The organism is Maricaulis sp. (assembly GCF_039978735.1).
Lineage (GTDB): Bacteria > Pseudomonadota > Alphaproteobacteria > Caulobacterales > Maricaulaceae > Maricaulis.
Window position 1 is genome coordinate 1 of the sequence record NZ_JBDWAS010000020.1, and the last position, 16,542, is coordinate 16,542.

Below are 16,542 nucleotides of genomic sequence, written 5' to 3' on the forward strand. Positions count from 1 at the left end.
CCGGTCGAGCTTTTTGCCGGTGTCCCCGCAGATGGCCACGCCGGAGCCTGATGCTGTCACCCACCAGGCGCGGACGAGCTCCGCACGCTCCCGGGCACAAGGGACTGAGCTCATGCCTCCCATCCCGGAAACCGCTGACGAGCATACGCGCAGTTGAGAGGGCGGGGATAAGTTTGCGATATCCGCCCCACACACCGTCATCCTGACGAAAGTCAGGACCCAGTTCGTAAAGGCAGATTTTCGCCAGGCGGGCACGGTCTGAGTGGTGGCGATGTGCGGGATAAGTGCGAGATCGCCGTCACCGCGCTCTATGAACTGGGCCCTGACTTTCGTCAGGGTGACGGTGCTTGTTGTGGCGTTTGCGCTCTCTTTTCACCGCTCTCTCCATTTTTCCCGGACACTCGCTTTCGCGGGCGCAGGCTTCAGCCTGCGCAGGCAGGCTGCAGATCCGGGATCGACCGAAGATCATCTCAAGCGATGAGCATCCCGTAGATCCCGTCACTTCGCCCGGCCTTCGCCGGGCTTTCAGCCGGGAAAAACGGAGGATGAGGGGGCAATGGAGGTTGTGGCGTTGGCACCTCCCCGTCGGGGGGAGATGCGTGCTGTGACGCTAGCCCCGTCGGGCGCGGGGGTGGGTCTGGTCGTAGATGGACATCAGGCGGCGGGTCTCGACGTCGGCATAAACCTGGGTGGTCGAGAGGCTGGCATGGCCGAGCAGCTCCTGGATGGCGCGCAGATCGCCGCCATTGGCGAGGAGGTGGGTGGCAAAGGCGTGGCGCAGCGCATGGGGTGTGGCGCTGGCGGGCAGGCCGAGCCGGCCGCGCAGATCGCTCATCAGCGCCTGGACGCTGCGGGCGCCCAGTGCGCCGCCGCGCGTGCCGCGGAACAGGGCGGCGGCGGGTTCAAGATCGAAGGGACACAGACGCACATATTCCGCGCAGGCCTCGCGCACGGCGGGCAGGACTGGCACGACGCGCATCTTTCCGCCCTTGCCGGTGATGCGCAGCGTCTCGCCGAGCGGATGGTCGCGTCCTGTCAGGCCGAGCGCTTCGGAGATCCGCAGGCCGCAGCCATAGAGCAGGAACAGGATGGCGCTGTCGCGGGCCTGCACCCAGTCGCGCCCGTCACGATGGCCGGTCTCGGCGATCAGTTCGCGGGCGGCTTCCTCGCTGACCGGTTTGGGCTTTGAGCGGGCGAATTTCGGCCCCTCGATCAGGGAGAGGGCGGCGTTTTCCAGCGACCAGCGGCGGCGGGCATAGCCGAAAAAGGTGCGCACGGCCGAGAGTTCACGGGCCAGCGAGCGCGCCGACAGGCCGCCGCGGCGGCGATCGGCCATCCAGGCGCGGAAATCGCTGGCGCGCAGTGTGGCGAGATCGGACAGGGCAGGCGCGCAGCCCAGGTGCAGGCCGAGAAATTCGGCGAACCCGTCCAGATCGCGGCGATAGGCGTCGAGCGTGCGGGCGGCGAGACGGCGCTCGCCGGCGAGATGGGCGTAAAAGGCGTCCAGTGCGGCGCCCAGGGGCAGGGTCAGCGCGTGTGATGCAGCCATTGCACGATCATGCGCTCGATGGCGCGCGCGAGGAAGTTTAGAAGTTCGGTTCCCTGTCCGGCCTCGAACAGGTGCGCATCGCGCGCCGCCAGGGCCATCAGCCCGTCCTGGCCGTGGAAATCGAGCCGCACGACGGCCTCGCTCTTCACCCGGGCGCCCTGCTGGCCGTAAAGCGCATGGGCGATCTCGGGATCGACCGGGCCGAGCCGCTCCACCTTCTGGCCCAGCACGTCGCCGACAAAGCCCTCGGAGGCGCCGAGAATGGACTCGCCGGCCCGCAGCGGTGCGTGCCCCTCGATCAGGATGCGGCAGACATCGACCCCGAGCGCACCGGTCAGGCGGCCGGAAATCTTGCGGTCCAGCGCGGTGAGGCTGTCGGCTTCCAGGAGGGCCAGCACGGCCATGTGGATCTGGGACTGGGTCGCCAGATTGGCGCGCGCGGTCTCGACAATGCCGACATTGAGCGCCTTGAGCTGGCGCACGTCCTCGAGCAGTTTCTCGCGCGCGGCCGAGCCGAGATCGACGACATCGCCGCCCGCGTCGCGCCGGGCGAGCAGCGCCATCAGCTCGGCATCCTCGCGGACGATGTCGGGATGCTCCATCAGATAGGCGCGCACGGAGGCTGCATCGAGCCGGAGGTCGTCTTCCTGGTCTGCGCTGCCGGTCATGTCTGGCTCCCTGCCCGTTTCGCGTGCCAGTTTTGGCGTATTCCCTTTCCGAAATGCAAACCCGTCTGCCAGCGCCCGCTTACTCCACAGCGGTGCAGCTGCCGGGACTGTCGCAAACCGGGCGGGGGCGGTTAAGCTTGGCCGGAATCGAGGACAAGCCCGACCGTGTCACGCCGCATCGCCGCCATCCTGTTTCCGCTGCCGCTGCCGGAAGCCTTCGACTATGTCGTGCCGGAGGATGTCGAGGTGCAGCCGGGCGATCATGTGCTGGCCCCGCTGGGCAAGCGGCTGGCGCGCGGCGTGGTCTGGGCCATCAAGCCGGACGATCCGGATCGCAAGCTGAAACCGCTCGACAGCGCGACCGGCGGTCCGCCCCTGCCCGAGGGCACGCGGCGCTTTGTCGACTGGCTGGCGCGCTATCTGGTGCGGCCGCCGGGGATCGTGCTGCGTTCGGTCCTGCGCTCGACCGATGCGCTGAAGCCCTCGCCGACCGAGACGGTCTACCGCCCGGGCGACGGCGATCCGGGGCGGATGACCGAGGCGCGCCAGCGCGTGCTCGATGCTGCGGCGGCGCTGGGCGAGGCGACCGCCGCGGATCTGGCGCGCGAGGCGGGGGTGACGGCTTCGGTGGTGAAAGGGCTGGCTAAGTCCGGCGCGCTGGCGGAGGAAAAACGCCTGGTCGATCCGCCCTTCGACGAGCCGGATCCCGACCATGCCGGGCTCGATCTGACCGCCATGCAGGGCGAGGCTTCCGGCGTGCTGCGCCGCCTGGTTCGGGCCGGCGGTTTCCAGTCGGCCTTGCTGGACGGGGTGACGGGCTCGGGCAAGACCGAGGTCTATTTCGAGGCGGTGGCAGAAGTGCTGCGCCGCGACCCGAAAGCCCAGATCCTGATCATGTTGCCGGAGATCGCGCTGACCGAGGCCGTTCTGTCGCGCTTTGAAAAACGCTTCGGCGTGAAACCGGCCCTGTGGCATTCCGGCGCCGGGCCGAAAAACCGCCGCCGGGTCTGGCGCGAGGTGGCCGAGGGGCGGGCGCGTATCGTGGTGGGGGCGCGCTCGGCGCTGTTCCTGCCCTTCATGACGCTTGCCCTGATCGTCGTCGACGAGGAGCACGACCCGACCTACAAGCAGGATGAGGGCCTGGCTTACCAGGCCCGCGATCTCGCCATTGTCCGCGCCAAGCTGGAAGGGGCGATGGTGGTATTGGCCTCGGCGACGCCCTCGCTGGAAAGCCTCGCGAATGTGCAGGCTGGCCGCTATGTCCATGTGCATCTGCCGGCGCGGCCAGGCGCGGCCATCCTGCCGGAGATCGGCACGATCGATCTGCGCGAGACTCCGGCCGAGAGCGGCTGCTGGCTGTCGCCGCCGCTGGTGGCCGCGATGGCCGAGACCTATGCGCGCGGCGAGCAGAGTCTGCTCTATCTCAACCGCCGGGGCTATGCGCCGCTGGTGCTGTGCCGCGCCTGCGGTCACCGCATGGTGTCGCCGGACACCCAGTCCTACCTCGTCGAGCACCGCTATACCGGCCGCCTGGTCTGCCATGTCACCGGCTTCTCCATGCCCAAGCCGAAAGCCTGTCCGGAATGCGGGGCGGAGGATTCGCTGACCAGTGTCGGGCCGGGTGTCGAGCGGGTGGCCGAGGAGGCCAAGCGGCGCTTTCCCGAGGCGCGGGTGGAGATCTATTCCTCCGACACCCAGCGCGGTGCCGAGATCGTGGCGGCGATGGAAAAGGGCGAGATCGACATCCTGGTCGGCACCCAGATCGCCGCCAAGGGCCATAATTTCCCCAATCTGACGCTGGTCGGCGTGGTGGATGCCGATCTGGGCCTGGCCGGCGGCGATCCGCGGGCCGGGGAACGCACCTTCCAGACCCTGGTCCAGGTGGCCGGCCGGGCGGGGCGCGCCGACCGGCCGGGCCGGGCGCTCTTGCAGACACACCAGCCCGAACACGAGGCGATCCAGGCGCTGATCGCCGGCGATCGCGACCGTTTCCTCGACATGGAATTCATGGCGCGCGAGGCGCTGGGCCTGCCGCCCTTCGGCCGGCTCGCCGCGATCGGGCTGATGAGCCAGGACCCGGCCAATGTCGAAAAGGCTGCCGCCGACTGGGCCGCCGCGGCGCCGGTCACAGACGGGGTGGAGATCTGGGGCCCGGCCGAACCGCCCCGCGCCATGGTGCGCGGCTGGCACCGCCGCCGCATCCTGGTGCGCGCCGACAAGACGGTCGATATCTCCGCCTATCTGCGCGCCTGGCAGGGACGGGTGAAGACCCCGTCCTCGGTGCGGGTGTCAATCGACGTCGAACCGTACAGCTTCATCTGAGAAACAGGTTCTGCGCAGACACTGGCAGCCCCCCGGGCATCGTCATCCTGACGAAGGTCAGGATCCAGATCATCGGACGAAGCGGTGCCAGGTCTGGCCCGACCCGGCTTTGTGAGCTGGGTTCCGGCTTTCGCCGGAATGACGGTCCGGAGCGCGGCCAGCAGGCTGGACAAGACGGAGACAGTTGCGAGTATGCGCCGGACGCCACTCACGGACCGATCATGCTCGAAGCCCTGCTGACCCCCGAAGTCTTTCTCTCGCTGGCCACGCTGACCTTTCTGGAAATCGTGCTGGGGATCGACAATGTGATCTTTGTCGCGCTGATGGCGGGGCGGTTGCCGGAGGCCCAGCGGCCGAAGGCGCGGGCGCTCGGGCTGGGCCTGGCGCTGATTTTCCGGGTCATCATGCTGTTCGGCCTGGTGTGGATTGCGCACCTGGAGGAACCGGTTTTCTCGATCGCCGGTTTCGACGTGTCCTGGCGCGATGTGATCCTGATGGGCGGCGGTCTCTTCCTGATCGTCAAGGCAACGCTGGAAATCCACCATTCGGTGGAGGGCGACAATGCCCATCACGAGAACCCGGTGGCGGCGGCCTTCGGGGCGGTCGTGTTCCAGATCGTGCTGATCGACATCGTCTTCTCGCTGGACAGTGTGATCACGGCGGTCGGCATGACCGACCATCTGCCGGTGATGATCACGGCGGTCGCCATCGCCATGGCGATCATGCTGCTCGCCGCGGGCACGGTGTCGCGCTTCATCGAGCGGCATCCCACGACCAAGATGCTGGCCCTGTCCTTCCTCCTGCTGATCGGCGTCGCGCTGGTCGCCGATGCGCTGCATTTCCATATCCCGCGCGGCTATCTCTACTTCGCCATCGCCTTCTCGCTCTTCGTCGAGACGATGAACATCCTGGCGAAAAAGGCGCGGCGGAAGGGGGTGTGATGGCGACATCCTTCCTGAAGCGCCCCAAGGTGCGCGGCCTGGCGGACGAGAGCGTCGTCAAAACACTGTCCGTGCGCTGAAACGCCCGGTGTGAGTGGCTTGCTGTGCCCCTATGCCTGTGCTATCGCAGCGCCGAACCACGAGGACGTGCGGTGCAACACAGCGTGTTCGTTTGTGAAAATCGTTGAATAACAAGCACTTGCGCCATTCCGGCGATCTACGGGTGCCATCCAGCTAGAGAGTGACGTCACGGTGAAGACCGGCGAAGACGCCATGACAGCCAACGCGGCAGGACGCTACGCAACTGCCCTGTTCGAGCTGGCGAAGACCTCGGGTGCCGCTGACGCGGTGGAAGCCGACCTGTCGGCTTTCCGCGCGATGCTTGAGGAATCCCCGGAACTGGCCGAGGTGCTTGCCTCGCCGCTGCATCCGGCTGACGCCAAGGATGGCGTGCTGGCCGAGCTGGCGAAGAAGGCCAAGTTCAACGCGCTGACCCGCAACACGTTCGGCGTAGCTGCCCATAATGGCCGCGCCGGCGAGCTGGGCACCGTCGCGAAGATCTATGCTGCGCTGGCTGCGGCCGATCGCGGCGTGGTGACCGCCGACGTGACCACGGCAGCGGCGCTGACGAAGAAACAGACCGAGGCCCTGGCGGCTTCGCTGAAGGGTGCCTTCGGGCGCGAGATCGAGGTGCGCACGGATGTGCGGCCCGAATTGTTGGGCGGGCTGATCGTGAAGGTCGGCTCCCGCATGTTCGATAGTTCCCTCCGCACCAAGCTGGACGGGATGAAGAATGCGATGAAAGAGGCCTAGGTCCATGGACATCCGTGCCGCAGAAATCTCTGCGATCCTCAAGGATCAGATCAAGAATTACGGTTCCGAAGCGAAGGTTTCGGACGTTGGTAGCGTGCTGTCCGTCGGTGACGGTATTGCCCGCGTCTACGGCCTGGACGAGGTGAAGGCCGGTGAGCTCGTCGAGTTCCCGGGCGGCATCAAGGGCATGGCCCTGAACCTCGAACGCGACAATGTCGGCTGCGTGATCTTCGGCGACGACCGGGGCATCAAGGAAGGCGACACCGTCAAGCGTCTCGGCTCGATCGTCGACACCTCCGTGGGCAAGGGCCTGCTGGGCCGTGTCGTGGACGGTCTGGGCGAGCCGATCGACGGCAAGGGTCCGCTGAAGGATGTTGCCGAGCGCCGCCGCGTCGACGTGAAGGCCCCGGGGATCATCCCGCGGAAATCCGTGCACGAGCCGATGGCGACGGGCATCAAGGCGATCGACGCCATGATCCCGGTTGGCCGCGGCCAGCGCGAGCTGATCATCGGCGACCGCCAGACCGGCAAGACCGCCATCGCGCTCGACACGATCCTGAACCAGAAACAGGTCAATGAAGGCGATGACGAGAGCGCCAAGCTCTACTGCATCTACGTCGCCGTCGGCCAGAAGCGCTCCACGGTCGCCCAGATCGTGAAGACGCTCGAGGAAAACGGCGCGATGGACTACACCATCGTGGTCGCCGCGACCGCTTCGGACCCGGCTCCGATGCAGTTCCTGGCACCGTTCACCGCCTGCGCCATGGGCGAATACTTCCGCGATAACGGCATGCACGCCCTGATCGTGTATGATGACCTGTCCAAGCAGGCCGTCGCCTATCGCCAGATGTCCCTGCTGCTGCGCCGCCCGCCGGGCCGCGAAGCCTATCCGGGCGACGTCTTCTACCTGCACTCCCGCCTGCTGGAGCGCGCGGCGAAGCTGAACGACGCCAATGGCAATGGTTCGCTGACGGCCCTGCCGGTCATCGAAACCCAGGCCAATGACGTGTCGGCCTACATCCCGACCAATGTGATCTCGATCACCGACGGTCAGATCTTCCTGGAAACCGACCTGTTCTACCAGGGCATCCGCCCGGCCGTGAACGTCGGCCTGTCGGTGTCGCGCGTGGGTTCTGCCGCCCAGACCAAGGCGATGAAGCAGGTTGCCGGCAAGATGAAGGGCGAACTGGCCCAGTACCGCGAAATGGCGGCCTTTGCCCAGTTCGGTTCCGACCTCGACGCCGCCACCCAGAAGCTGCTGAACCGTGGTCAGCGCCTGACCGAGCTCCTGAAGCAGCCGCAATTCTCGCCGCTGTCGATGGAAGAACAGGTCTGTGTGATCTACGCCGGTACGCGTGGTTATCTGGACGGCCTGGCCGTGTCGGACATCGCCCGCTACGAAGCCGACCTGCTGCGTCACCTGCACGCCGAGCACGCCGACCTTCTCTCCTCGATCCGCGAAGAGAAGAAGCTGACCGACGACTCGGAAGGCAAGCTGAAGGCGGTTCTCGACAAGTTCACCGAACACTTCGCGTGAGCCTGATCGAGACCAACCGCTAGGAGAGCCTTATGGCGAGCCTTAAGGACCTGAAAAACCGGATCGAAAGCGTCAAGTCGACGCAGAAGATCACCAAGGCGATGCAGATGGTCGCTGCGGCAAAACTGCGCCGGGCGCAGGAAGCCGCGGAGGCCGCGCGTCCCTATGCCGAGCGCATGTCTGCGGTGATGGCCAATCTGTCGGCCGCCATGGCCGGCACGCCGGGCGCATCGCCGCTGCTGGTCGGGACCGGCCAGTCGGAAACCTATCTTCTGGTCGTGATGACGGCCGACCGCGGCCTGTGCGGCGGCTTCAACACGAACATCGTGAAGAAGGCCCGCGAGCGCATCACGGCGCTGCAGGCCGAAGGCAAGACCGTCAAGCTGATCTGCGTCGGCAAGAAGGGCGGCGACCAGCTGAAGCGCCAGTTCGCCAAGCTCATTGTCGAGCGGGTCGATCTGTCGGCCGAGAAGACCATCACCAGCGCCACCTCGGGCCGGATCGGCGAAAAGATCCGGATCATGTTCGAGAATGGCGAGTTCGATGTCTGCGAGCTGGTCTCGGCGGAATTCGTGTCGGTGATCTCGCAGAAGCCGCGCGCGAAAGTGCTGATCCCCGCGATCGATGCGATCGACGAGGGCGTGGAACGTCCCGACCTGAAGGGCGCGATCTACGAGGCCGAGCCGGATGAGGAAACGATCCTCAACACGCTGCTGCCGCGCTATGCCGATACCGTCATCCTGTCCGCCCTGCTGGAAAACGTGGCAGGCGAGATGGGGGCCAAGATGGCCGCGATGGACAACGCCACGCGCAATGCCGGCGAACTCATCGACAAACTGAACCTTGTTTATAACCGCACGCGTCAGGCGCAGATCACCACGGAGCTGACTGAGATCATCTCCGGCGCCGAGGCCCTCTAGGCGAGAGGAAGACCCGCTATGAGTACATCCAAAGGCCGCATCGTCCAGATTACGGGCGCTGTCGTTGACGTTGAGTTCGAAGGCACCCTGCCGGACATCCTCAACGCCCTGGAAACCACCAATGACGGCAAGAAGCTCGTCCTCGAGGTCGCCCAGCACCTCGGCGAGAACACTGTCCGTACGATCGCCATGGACGCGACGGAAGGCCTGCAGCGCGGCACGGAAGTGACCGACACGGGTTCGCCGATCACGGTTCCGGTCGGTCCGGGCACGCTTGGCCGCATCATGTCGGTCACCGGCGAAGCCATCGACGAAGCCGGCGACGTGGCCCACACGCAGCGCGCGCCGATCCACCGTCCGGCCCCGTCCTTCGAGGAACAGGCGACCTCCGCTGAAATCCTGCCGACGGGTATCAAGGTCGTCGACCTGCTCTGCCCCTACGCCAAGGGCGGCAAGATCGGCCTGTTCGGCGGCGCCGGCGTCGGCAAGACGGTTCTGATCCAGGAACTGATCAACAATATCGCCAAGATGTTCGGCGGCTACTCGGTCTTTGCCGGTGTGGGTGAGCGGACCCGTGAGGGTAACGACCTGTACTGGGAAATGATCGAATCCGGCGTGAACAAGGATCCCAAGGAACATGGCGGTTCCACGGAAGGTTCGCGTTGCGCCCTGGTCTTCGGCCAGATGAACGAGCCGCCGGGCGCCCGTGCCCGCGTCGCCCTGTCCGGCCTCGCGCAGGCGGAATACTTCCGCGACGAGGAAGGCAAGGACGTGCTGTTCTTCGTGGACAACATCTTCCGCTTCACCCAGGCCGGCGCCGAAGTGTCCGCCCTTCTGGGCCGCATCCCGTCCGCCGTGGGCTACCAGCCGACGCTGGCCACCGACATGGGTGCGCTGCAGGAACGCATCACCTCGACCACTAAGGGTTCGATCACGTCCGTGCAGGCCGTCTACGTGCCGGCCGACGACCTGACCGACCCGGCCCCGGCCACCACCTTCGCCCACCTGGACGCGACCACGGTTCTCAACCGCGCGATCTCGGAAAAGGGTATCTACCCGGCCGTGGACCCGCTCGACTCCACCTCGCGTATCCTCGAACCGCGTATCGTCGGTGAAGAACACTACAAGACGGCGCGCCGCGTTCAGGAAATCCTCCAGCGCTACAAGGCTCTGCAGGACATCATCGCAATCCTGGGCATGGACGAGCTGTCGGAAGAAGACAAGCTGACCGTGGCCCGCGCCCGTAAGGTCGAGCGCTTCCTGTCGCAGCCGTTCGACGTGGCTGAAATCTTCACCGGCTTCCCGGGCATCCAGGTGCCGGTTGCGGAAACCGTGAAGGGCTTCAAGGCGATCTGCGACGGTGAATACGACCACCTGCCGGAAGCGGCATTCTACATGGTCGGCACCATCGAAGACGCTGTGAAGAAGGCCGAGAAGCTGGCCGCGGAAGCTGCGTAACGCAGCTTCGGTCTAACCGGAGACACGCCTGATGGCTGACAAACTCCATTTCGATCTCGTCTCTCCGGAGCGCCGGGTGTTTGCCGGCCAGGTGGACCAGGTCGTGGTCCCCGGCGAAGAGGGCGATTTCGGCGTGCTGCCGGATCACGCCCCCTTCATGTCGGTGATCCGTCCGGGCGCTATCGCGGTGATGAATGACGGTTCGGTCGAGCGCACCTTCATCCATGGCGGTTTCGCCGAGGTGACCCCGGCCGGGCTGACCATTCTGGCCGAAGAAGCCGTGCCGGTCTCCGAGATCGACGCCGACAAGCTCGCCCAGGACCTGGCCAATGCCCGCGAAGACGTCGCGGTGGCCAAGACCGAGGAAGATCGCGAACACGCCGAAGGTCTCGTCGAGAAGTACGAGGCGATGCAGGCGGTTCTGGCGAACTAGGTTTTCGCCGGCGCATGGTTTTGAAAAGGCCGCTCCTTCCGGGGCGGCCTTTTTCGTTTTTGGGGTGCGCCAGACCCCTTCTCCCAGTGGGGAGAAGGTGCCCGGAGGGCGGATGAGGGGGAAATCCCGGTGCCGGGGATTAGAACACCAATGGCAGTGTCTTCCCCCTCTCCCTCGATCCCTCTCCCCGGGGAGAGGGAAGTTTGCCGGTCCGGTCATCGAATACGACCGGCCCAACAGCCCATCCCGCTTGGCCAAACCCCTTTTGAATGCTACGTGCCCGCGCCATGAGCACAGATCCGTCCCTGATCCGAAATTTCTCCATCGTCGCCCATATCGACCATGGCAAATCCACCCTCGCCGACCGGCTGATCCAGGTCACCGGCGGGCTTACTGAGCGTGAGATGAAGGAGCAGGTGCTCGACTCGATGGAGCTCGAGCGCGAGCGCGGCATCACGATCAAGGCGCAGACCGTGCGCCTCGACTATACGGCCAAGGACGGCAAGATCTACGTTCTCAACCTGATCGACACGCCCGGCCATGTCGACTTCGCCTATGAGGTCAACCGCTCGCTGGCGGCGTGCGAAGGCTCGCTGCTGGTCGTGGACGCCTCGCAGGGTGTGGAAGCGCAGACCCTGGCCAATGTCTACCAGGCCATCGAGGTCGACCATGAGATCGTGCCGGTGCTCAACAAGATCGACCTGCCGGCCGCCGAGCCGGAGCGGGTCAAGGAGCAGATCGAGGACGTGATCGGTATCGACGCCTCCGAGGCCGTCGAGATCTCCGCCAAGACCGGCCTGGGCGTGCCCGACGTGCTCGAGGCCATCGTCAAGCGTCTGCCGCCGCCCGCCGCCGGCGATCCGGACGCGCCGCTCAAGGCGATGCTGGTCGACAGCTGGTACGATCCCTATCTCGGCGTGATCTGCCTGGTGCGGATCATCGAGGGCACGCTGAAAAAGGGTATGAAGGTGCGCCTGATGGGCACCGGCGCGGCCTATCCGGTCGACGGTGTCGGTGTCTTCCGTCCGAAGAAGGAAGCGATCGCAGAGCTGGGCCCAGGCGAGATCGGTTTCCTCAATGCCTCGATCAAACAGGTGCGCGATGCACGCGTCGGCGACACGGTGACCGACGACCGCCGCCCGGCCGACAAGGCGCTGACCGGCTACAAGCCGGCCCAGCCCGTGGTGTTCTGTGGCCTCTTCCCGGTCGACAGTGCCGAGTTCGAGGATCTGCGCGAGGCCATCGAGAAACTGGCGCTCAATGACGCCTCCTTCTCCTACGAGATGGAGACGTCGGCTGCGCTCGGCTTCGGCTTCCGCTGCGGCTTCCTGGGCCTGTTGCACCTGGAAGTGATCCGCGAGCGGCTGGAGCGGGAATACGATATCGAGCTGATCACCACGGCGCCGTCCGTGGTCTACCGTCTGACCATGACGGACGGTACGGAAATGGATCTGCACAATCCGGCCGACATGCCCGACCCCGTGAAGATCGACACGATTGCCGAGCCCTGGATCAAGGCGACCATCCTGGTGCCCGACGAGTATCTGGGCGGCGTGCTGAAGCTCTGCCAGGACCGCCGCGGCGTCCAGAAGGAACTCACCTATGCCGGCAACCGGGCCATGGTGGTCTACGAGCTGCCGCTCAACGAGGTGGTGTTCGACTTCTATGACCGTCTGAAATCGGTCTCCAAGGGCTATGCCAGTTTCGACTATCAGTGGATCGAGGACCGCGTCGGCGATCTCGTAAAAATGTCGATCCTGGTCAATGACGAACCGGTCGACGCGCTCTCCATGGTGGTCCACCGCGCACGCGCCGAAGTGCGCGGCCGGGCCATGTGCGAGAAGCTGAAGGATTTGATCCCGCGGCACATGTTCAAGATCCCGATCCAGGCCGCCCTGGGCGGCCGGATCATCGCCCGCGAGACGCTCTCGGCCCTGCGCAAGGATGTGACGGCGAAATGCTATGGCGGCGATGCCACCCGCAAGCGCAAGCTGCTGGACAAGCAGAAGGCCGGCAAGAAGAAGATGCGCCAGTTCGGCAAGGTCGAGATCCCGCAGGAAGCCTTCATCGCCGCCCTGAAGATGGATGATGACTAGCTTGTGATGGCCGGGGCCTTGTCCCGGCCGTCAAACGCCTCATCTTGTCTGCCGACACTGTCTCGATCCGAGGAGGGGATCCCCATGCGTCATCTCATTGCCGGCCTTGCCGCCGTCGCCGCCATCTCCGCCATCTCCGCTCCGGCCCTTGCCGAGCTTGAGCCGGGCGATACCGCGCCGGACTTCACCGTCGAGGGCTTCCAGGCCGGCGAAGCTGTCAGCTTCCATCTCGCCGAGGCGCTGGAAAGCGGACCGGTCGTGGTCTTCTTCTTCCCGGCGGCCTTCACTTCGGGCTGCGAGGCCCAGGCGGCCAGCTTTGCCGAGGCGATCGACCAGTTCGAGGCCGAGGGCGCGCAGGTGATCGGCATCACTGCGGGCAATACCGACCGTCTCGCCGATTTCTCCACCCAGCACTGTGCGTCGGCCTTCCCGGTCTTTGCCATCGGCGACGGCATGATGCGGGACTATGATGTCGGGCTTCTGATGCGTCCGGGCTGGACTTCGCGCACATCCTACGTGATCGATCAAAATTCCACGATTGCCCTGACCTGGTCGGAAATGAACCCCTATGAGCATGTCGACCGGACGATTGCCGCGGTTCGGGCGCTGAACGCCGAATAGTCTTGCGTGACGGGCCTGGCGGGGTGCCGCCGCGGGCTGTGGACATAAGGGGATTTGCATGTTGCGCTGCGGCGAAGCACGCCTAACTTAACCCCGACTGATCCTCAGGAAACCCCGCCATGTCCGACACTGTCGTCCTGTTTGAAAATGTGCACCCGCTCGCCGACCGCGCCTTCGAGGCGGCCGGGATTCCCATTGAGCGCCATGCGGCCGCCCTGGCCGTCTCCGACCTGCATGACCGGCTGTCCGGTGCACTGCTGGCCGGCATCCGCTCGCGCACCAAGATGGACAAGGCGGCTTTCGACGCGGCCCCCGGTCTCCAGGCTCTGGGCTGTTTCTGCATCGGCACCAACCAGGTCGATCTGGACACGGCCGAAGCGCGCGGCATCCCCGTCTTCAACGGCCCCTTCGGCAATACCCGCTCGGTCGCAGAGCTGACGCTGGCCTCTGTGATCATGCTGATGCGCGGCATTCCTGCCCGCTCCTCGGCGGCCAAGCGCGGCGAGTGGCAGAAATCGGCGACGGACTCCCATGAGGTGCGCGCCAAGAAGCTCGGCATTGTCGGCTATGGCAATATCGGCTCCCAGCTGTCCGTGCTCGCCAGCGCGCTGGGCATGCATGTCTATTTCTACGATATCGAGCCCAAGCTGGCGCATGGCAATGCGCGCTCGTGCGGCTCGCTGGATGAGCTGCTGGAAATCTCCGACGTGGTGACGCTGCACGTGCCCTCGACCGAGCAGACCCGTAACATCATGAACCGCGACGCCATCGCGAAGATGAAAAAGGGCGCCATCCTGATCAACCAGGCGCGCGGTGACCTTGTCGATATCGACGCCCTGGCCGACGCGCTGGAAAGCGGCGCCCTGCTGGGTGCGGCCGTGGACGTCTTCCCCAAGGAGCCGGCCTCCAAGGACGAAGCCTTCGTTTCGCCGCTGCAACGATTTGAAAACGTGATCCTGACGCCGCATATCGGCGGCTCGACGCTGGAGGCCCAGGCCTCGATCGGCGAGGATGTGTCGAGCAAGCTGGCGCGCTATCTCTCCCAGGGATCGACCAAGGGCGCGGTGAACGTGCCGGAGATCGAGCCGGGCGAGATCAAGGCGGGCCGGGTGCGTCTCCTGAGCTTCCACGCCAATGCGCCGGGCTTCCTGACGCGGCTCAATGAGTCGATCTCCTCGACCTCGGCCAACATCGCGGCCCAGCGCCTCGAGACGCGCAACGGGCTGGGCTATGTGGTGTCCGATCTGGAAGGTCCGCTGCCGGAGGGCTTCCTCGACCGCGTCAACGCGCTGGAAGGCTCGATCCGGGCGCGGTTGATCCGGCCGTAGGCGCACAAACACCCCTTCTCCCTGAGGAGAAGGTGCCCGAAGGGCGGATGAGGGGGACATCTCGGTGCCTGGCGCGTGATCGCCAAAGGCGGCGGCTTCCCCCTCTCCCTTGATCCCTCTCCCCGGGGAGAGGGAGGACAGAGCCGCCTAAACCCCCAGCAGCTTGCCCAGTCCGTCCACCGTGCGCACATAATCCGCGCCGGAATACTCGCAGGCCGCGACCACGACATCGCGCCGGGCGATCAGGCCGAAACCGATGAAACGGTCGGCGGCGCCGCTCTCGAAGGCCTCGAAATCGGTCATCCCGTCGCCGACAATGATCGTCTCCACGCTGGTAGCGGCGATCCGGTCGAGCACTTCGGCCTTGCCGCCATTGCGCGAGAGCGGGCTGTCGATATCCAGTCCCACCACGCGCTCGTCCTGCCAGACAAAGCGGTTGGCGTGGATATCGCCGCGCTGGAAACCCAGATCGCCCAGCACCGGCTCGATCAGGTCGGCAAAACCGCCGGAAATGGCGTGGATCTGGTCGCCGCGGGCGCGCAGCTTCTTCAGAAGGGGCGCCATGCCCGGCGTGACGCGCTGGCGCAGGCGCTCGGCCATCTCGTCGACCCCGCCCTTGTCGAGTGCCGCCAGTTTCAGCCGCGCCTCCAGGCTGTCGCGCAGGGCCATGCGGCCGGTCATGCCGGCATTGGTGATCTCGTGCAGGCGGCGGCGCGCCTCGGCCGCATCCGGCAGGGCCGCCAGCGCGGCCTCGATGGCCGTGTCCAGGGATTCCACACGCAGCAGCGTCGAATCCACGTCAAAGGCGATCAGTCTTTGCAAGCGAATGTCCTGTCGTTCGAGATGTCAGCGCCTTATGCCAGCCTCGACGAGACCGGCCGCACAGGCAACAGGCCTGCGCTAGATCAACGTCAGGCCGGGATGCCGGTTCCGATCGGGCAGACCACGCCGGTGCCGCCGATACCGCAATAACCGTCCGGATTCTTCGCCAGGTATTGCTGGTGATAGTCCTCGGCATAGAAGAATTCGCCGGCCGGTTCGATGACGGTCGTGATTGCGCCAAGGCCGGAGCGGTCCAGTTCGGCCTGGTAGCGCGCCTGACTGGCGCGGGCGGCGTCGGCCTGGTCCTCGCCCTGCGTCTGGATGACCGAGCGGTACTGCGTGCCCAGATCATTGCCCTGACGCATGCCCTGGGTGGGATCATGCCCCTCCCAGAAGACTTTCAGGAGATCGTCCAGCGATAGCTGCGCCGGATCGAAGACCACGCGCACCACTTCGGCATGGCCGGTCGCGCCGGAGCACACTTCCTCATAGGTCGGATTGGGCGTGCTGCCGCCGGCATAGCCGACCGCCGTGTGCCATACGCCCGGCGTCTGCCAGAACAGGCGCTCCACACCCCAGAAACAGCCCATGCCCAGCACGATTTCCTGCATCCCCTCAGGCACGGCGGTCTTGAGGTCCCGGCCGGTAATGAAATGCGTCGGCGCTGTGGCAAGGGCGTCGGGACGGCCAGGCAGGGCCTGCCCGGCGGGGATGATCTCGGACTTCCAGACAGGGTCGGACATGGCGGGCTCCAGGGTCGCGCTTTGCCCTGCAAAGATAGGCGTTCGCGCGCCGATTGCCAGCCTGTGCAGCGGCACCGCCGGACCTGCTGACTCAGGCCTTGCCGAACGCGCGCTGATGGGTATAGTCCGCGCCTCCTGCGGTGAGGTGGCCGAGTGGTCGAAGGCGCACGCCTGGAACGCGTGTAGGCGGGTAACCGTCTCGTGGGTTCGAATCCCACCCTCACCGCCACTCAGACCCCGGTTTCCGGTCTGGGTCCTTGAACCCCGAAATTCATCCCGAACTTGTCGCGA

General features: G+C 65.7%; 14 protein-coding genes and 1 tRNA gene. 11 read left to right on the forward strand and 4 right to left on the reverse strand.

Annotation, left to right across the window (positions count from 1 at the left end; translation table 11 throughout):
* Positions 1-610 precede the first annotated feature (610 nt).
* Both ABJO18_RS05895 and ABJO18_RS05900 read right to left on the reverse strand, forming a co-directional pair.
* Entirely contained in the window at positions 611-1,549 is a 939-nt protein-coding gene (locus ABJO18_RS05895; protein ID WP_348508464.1) for a tyrosine recombinase XerC, read from the reverse strand.
* Positions 1,528-2,217, reverse strand: a complete 690-nt coding sequence (locus tag ABJO18_RS05900) for a DUF484 family protein (protein WP_348508463.1) — start codon at positions 2,215-2,217, stop codon at positions 1,528-1,530. Before ABJO18_RS05900 ends, ABJO18_RS05895 begins: the two co-directional genes overlap by 22 nt.
* Positions 2,218-2,382: 165 nt before the next feature.
* Here ABJO18_RS05900 and ABJO18_RS05905 point away from each other — a divergent pair, with 165 nt between their 5' ends.
* The 10 genes from ABJO18_RS05905 to serA all read left to right on the forward strand — a co-directional run bounded on the left by ABJO18_RS05905 (position 2,383) and on the right by serA (position 14,686).
* The gene (locus ABJO18_RS05905; RefSeq protein WP_348508462.1) at positions 2,383-4,539 is read left to right on the forward strand and encodes a primosomal protein N'; all 2,157 of its coding nucleotides are present in this window, start codon (positions 2,383-2,385) and stop codon (positions 4,537-4,539) included.
* Positions 4,540-4,760: 221 nt separating this feature from the next.
* On the forward strand, positions 4,761-5,480 hold the full coding sequence (locus ABJO18_RS05910) for a TerC family protein (protein WP_348508461.1): 720 nt from the start codon (positions 4,761-4,763) through the stop codon (positions 5,478-5,480).
* A gap of 273 nt (positions 5,481-5,753) precedes the next feature.
* Positions 5,754-6,293 (forward strand): F0F1 ATP synthase subunit delta, encoded by a 540-nt coding sequence (locus tag ABJO18_RS05915; protein ID WP_348508460.1) that lies wholly within the window; start codon positions 5,754-5,756, stop codon positions 6,291-6,293.
* Positions 6,294-6,297: 4 nt separating this feature from the next.
* Entirely contained in the window at positions 6,298-7,830 is a 1,533-nt protein-coding gene (atpA, locus tag ABJO18_RS05920; protein WP_291890002.1) for a F0F1 ATP synthase subunit alpha, read from the forward strand.
* A gap of 32 nt (positions 7,831-7,862) precedes the next feature.
* On the forward strand, positions 7,863-8,750 hold the full coding sequence (locus ABJO18_RS05925; RefSeq protein WP_348508459.1) for a F0F1 ATP synthase subunit gamma: 888 nt from the start codon (positions 7,863-7,865) through the stop codon (positions 8,748-8,750).
* 18 nt (positions 8,751-8,768) lie between these two features.
* The gene (gene atpD / locus ABJO18_RS05930) at positions 8,769-10,208 is read left to right on the forward strand and encodes a F0F1 ATP synthase subunit beta (RefSeq protein ID WP_348508458.1); all 1,440 of its coding nucleotides are present in this window, start codon (positions 8,769-8,771) and stop codon (positions 10,206-10,208) included.
* Between the two features lie 31 nt (positions 10,209-10,239).
* Complete coding sequence (locus tag ABJO18_RS05935) at positions 10,240-10,641, forward strand: F0F1 ATP synthase subunit epsilon (protein ID WP_348508457.1); 402 nt, start codon at positions 10,240-10,242, stop codon at positions 10,639-10,641.
* Positions 10,642-10,928: 287 nt separating this feature from the next.
* Positions 10,929-12,737, forward strand: a complete 1,809-nt coding sequence (lepA, locus tag ABJO18_RS05940; RefSeq protein WP_348508456.1) for a translation elongation factor 4 — start codon at positions 10,929-10,931, stop codon at positions 12,735-12,737.
* An 84-nt stretch (positions 12,738-12,821) separates the two neighbouring features.
* Positions 12,822-13,358, forward strand: a complete 537-nt coding sequence (locus ABJO18_RS05945) for a redoxin domain-containing protein (RefSeq protein WP_348508455.1) — start codon at positions 12,822-12,824, stop codon at positions 13,356-13,358.
* A 119-nt stretch (positions 13,359-13,477) separates the two neighbouring features.
* A complete protein-coding gene (serA, locus tag ABJO18_RS05950; protein ID WP_348508454.1) occupies positions 13,478-14,686 on the forward strand; it encodes a phosphoglycerate dehydrogenase in 1,209 nt (402 codons plus the stop codon).
* Positions 14,687-14,833: 147 nt separating this feature from the next.
* Here serA and ABJO18_RS05955 read toward each other — a convergent pair whose 3' ends face one another.
* Both ABJO18_RS05955 and msrA read right to left on the reverse strand, forming a co-directional pair.
* The gene (locus ABJO18_RS05955; protein WP_348508453.1) at positions 14,834-15,508 is read right to left on the reverse strand and encodes an HAD-IB family phosphatase; all 675 of its coding nucleotides are present in this window, start codon (positions 15,506-15,508) and stop codon (positions 14,834-14,836) included.
* Between the two features lie 89 nt (positions 15,509-15,597).
* Positions 15,598-16,251, reverse strand: coding sequence for a peptide-methionine (S)-S-oxide reductase MsrA (msrA, locus tag ABJO18_RS05960; RefSeq protein ID WP_348508452.1), 654 nt, complete (start codon positions 16,249-16,251; stop codon positions 15,598-15,600).
* Between the two features lie 139 nt (positions 16,252-16,390).
* On the opposite strand from msrA, the gene ABJO18_RS05965 reads away from it, so the two are divergent.
* Positions 16,391-16,480: transfer RNA gene (locus tag ABJO18_RS05965), tRNA-Ser, on the forward strand.
* The last annotated feature ends 62 nt before the right edge of the window (positions 16,481-16,542 follow it).

Excerpts from the sequence above, each read along its gene's own strand:
- ABJO18_RS05895 (WP_348508464.1), bottom strand. The coding sequence starts at position 1,549 with ATGGCTGCATCACACGCGCTGACCCTGCCCCTGGGCGCCGCACTGGAC.
- ABJO18_RS05900 (WP_348508463.1), bottom strand. The coding sequence starts at position 2,217 with ATGACCGGCAGCGCAGACCAGGAAGACGACCTCCGGCTCGATGCAGCC.
- ABJO18_RS05910 (WP_348508461.1), top strand. The coding sequence starts at position 4,761 with ATGCTCGAAGCCCTGCTGACCCCCGAAGTCTTTCTCTCGCTGGCCACG.
- ABJO18_RS05915 (WP_348508460.1), top strand. The coding sequence starts at position 5,754 with ATGACAGCCAACGCGGCAGGACGCTACGCAACTGCCCTGTTCGAGCTG.
- atpA (WP_291890002.1), top strand. The coding sequence starts at position 6,298 with ATGGACATCCGTGCCGCAGAAATCTCTGCGATCCTCAAGGATCAGATC.
- ABJO18_RS05925 (WP_348508459.1), top strand. The coding sequence starts at position 7,863 with ATGGCGAGCCTTAAGGACCTGAAAAACCGGATCGAAAGCGTCAAGTCG.
- atpD (WP_348508458.1), top strand. The coding sequence starts at position 8,769 with ATGAGTACATCCAAAGGCCGCATCGTCCAGATTACGGGCGCTGTCGTT.
- ABJO18_RS05935 (WP_348508457.1), top strand. The coding sequence starts at position 10,240 with ATGGCTGACAAACTCCATTTCGATCTCGTCTCTCCGGAGCGCCGGGTG.
- lepA (WP_348508456.1), top strand. The coding sequence starts at position 10,929 with ATGAGCACAGATCCGTCCCTGATCCGAAATTTCTCCATCGTCGCCCAT.
- ABJO18_RS05945 (WP_348508455.1), top strand. The coding sequence starts at position 12,822 with ATGCGTCATCTCATTGCCGGCCTTGCCGCCGTCGCCGCCATCTCCGCC.
- serA (WP_348508454.1), top strand. The coding sequence starts at position 13,478 with ATGTCCGACACTGTCGTCCTGTTTGAAAATGTGCACCCGCTCGCCGAC.
- msrA (WP_348508452.1), bottom strand. The coding sequence starts at position 16,251 with ATGTCCGACCCTGTCTGGAAGTCCGAGATCATCCCCGCCGGGCAGGCC.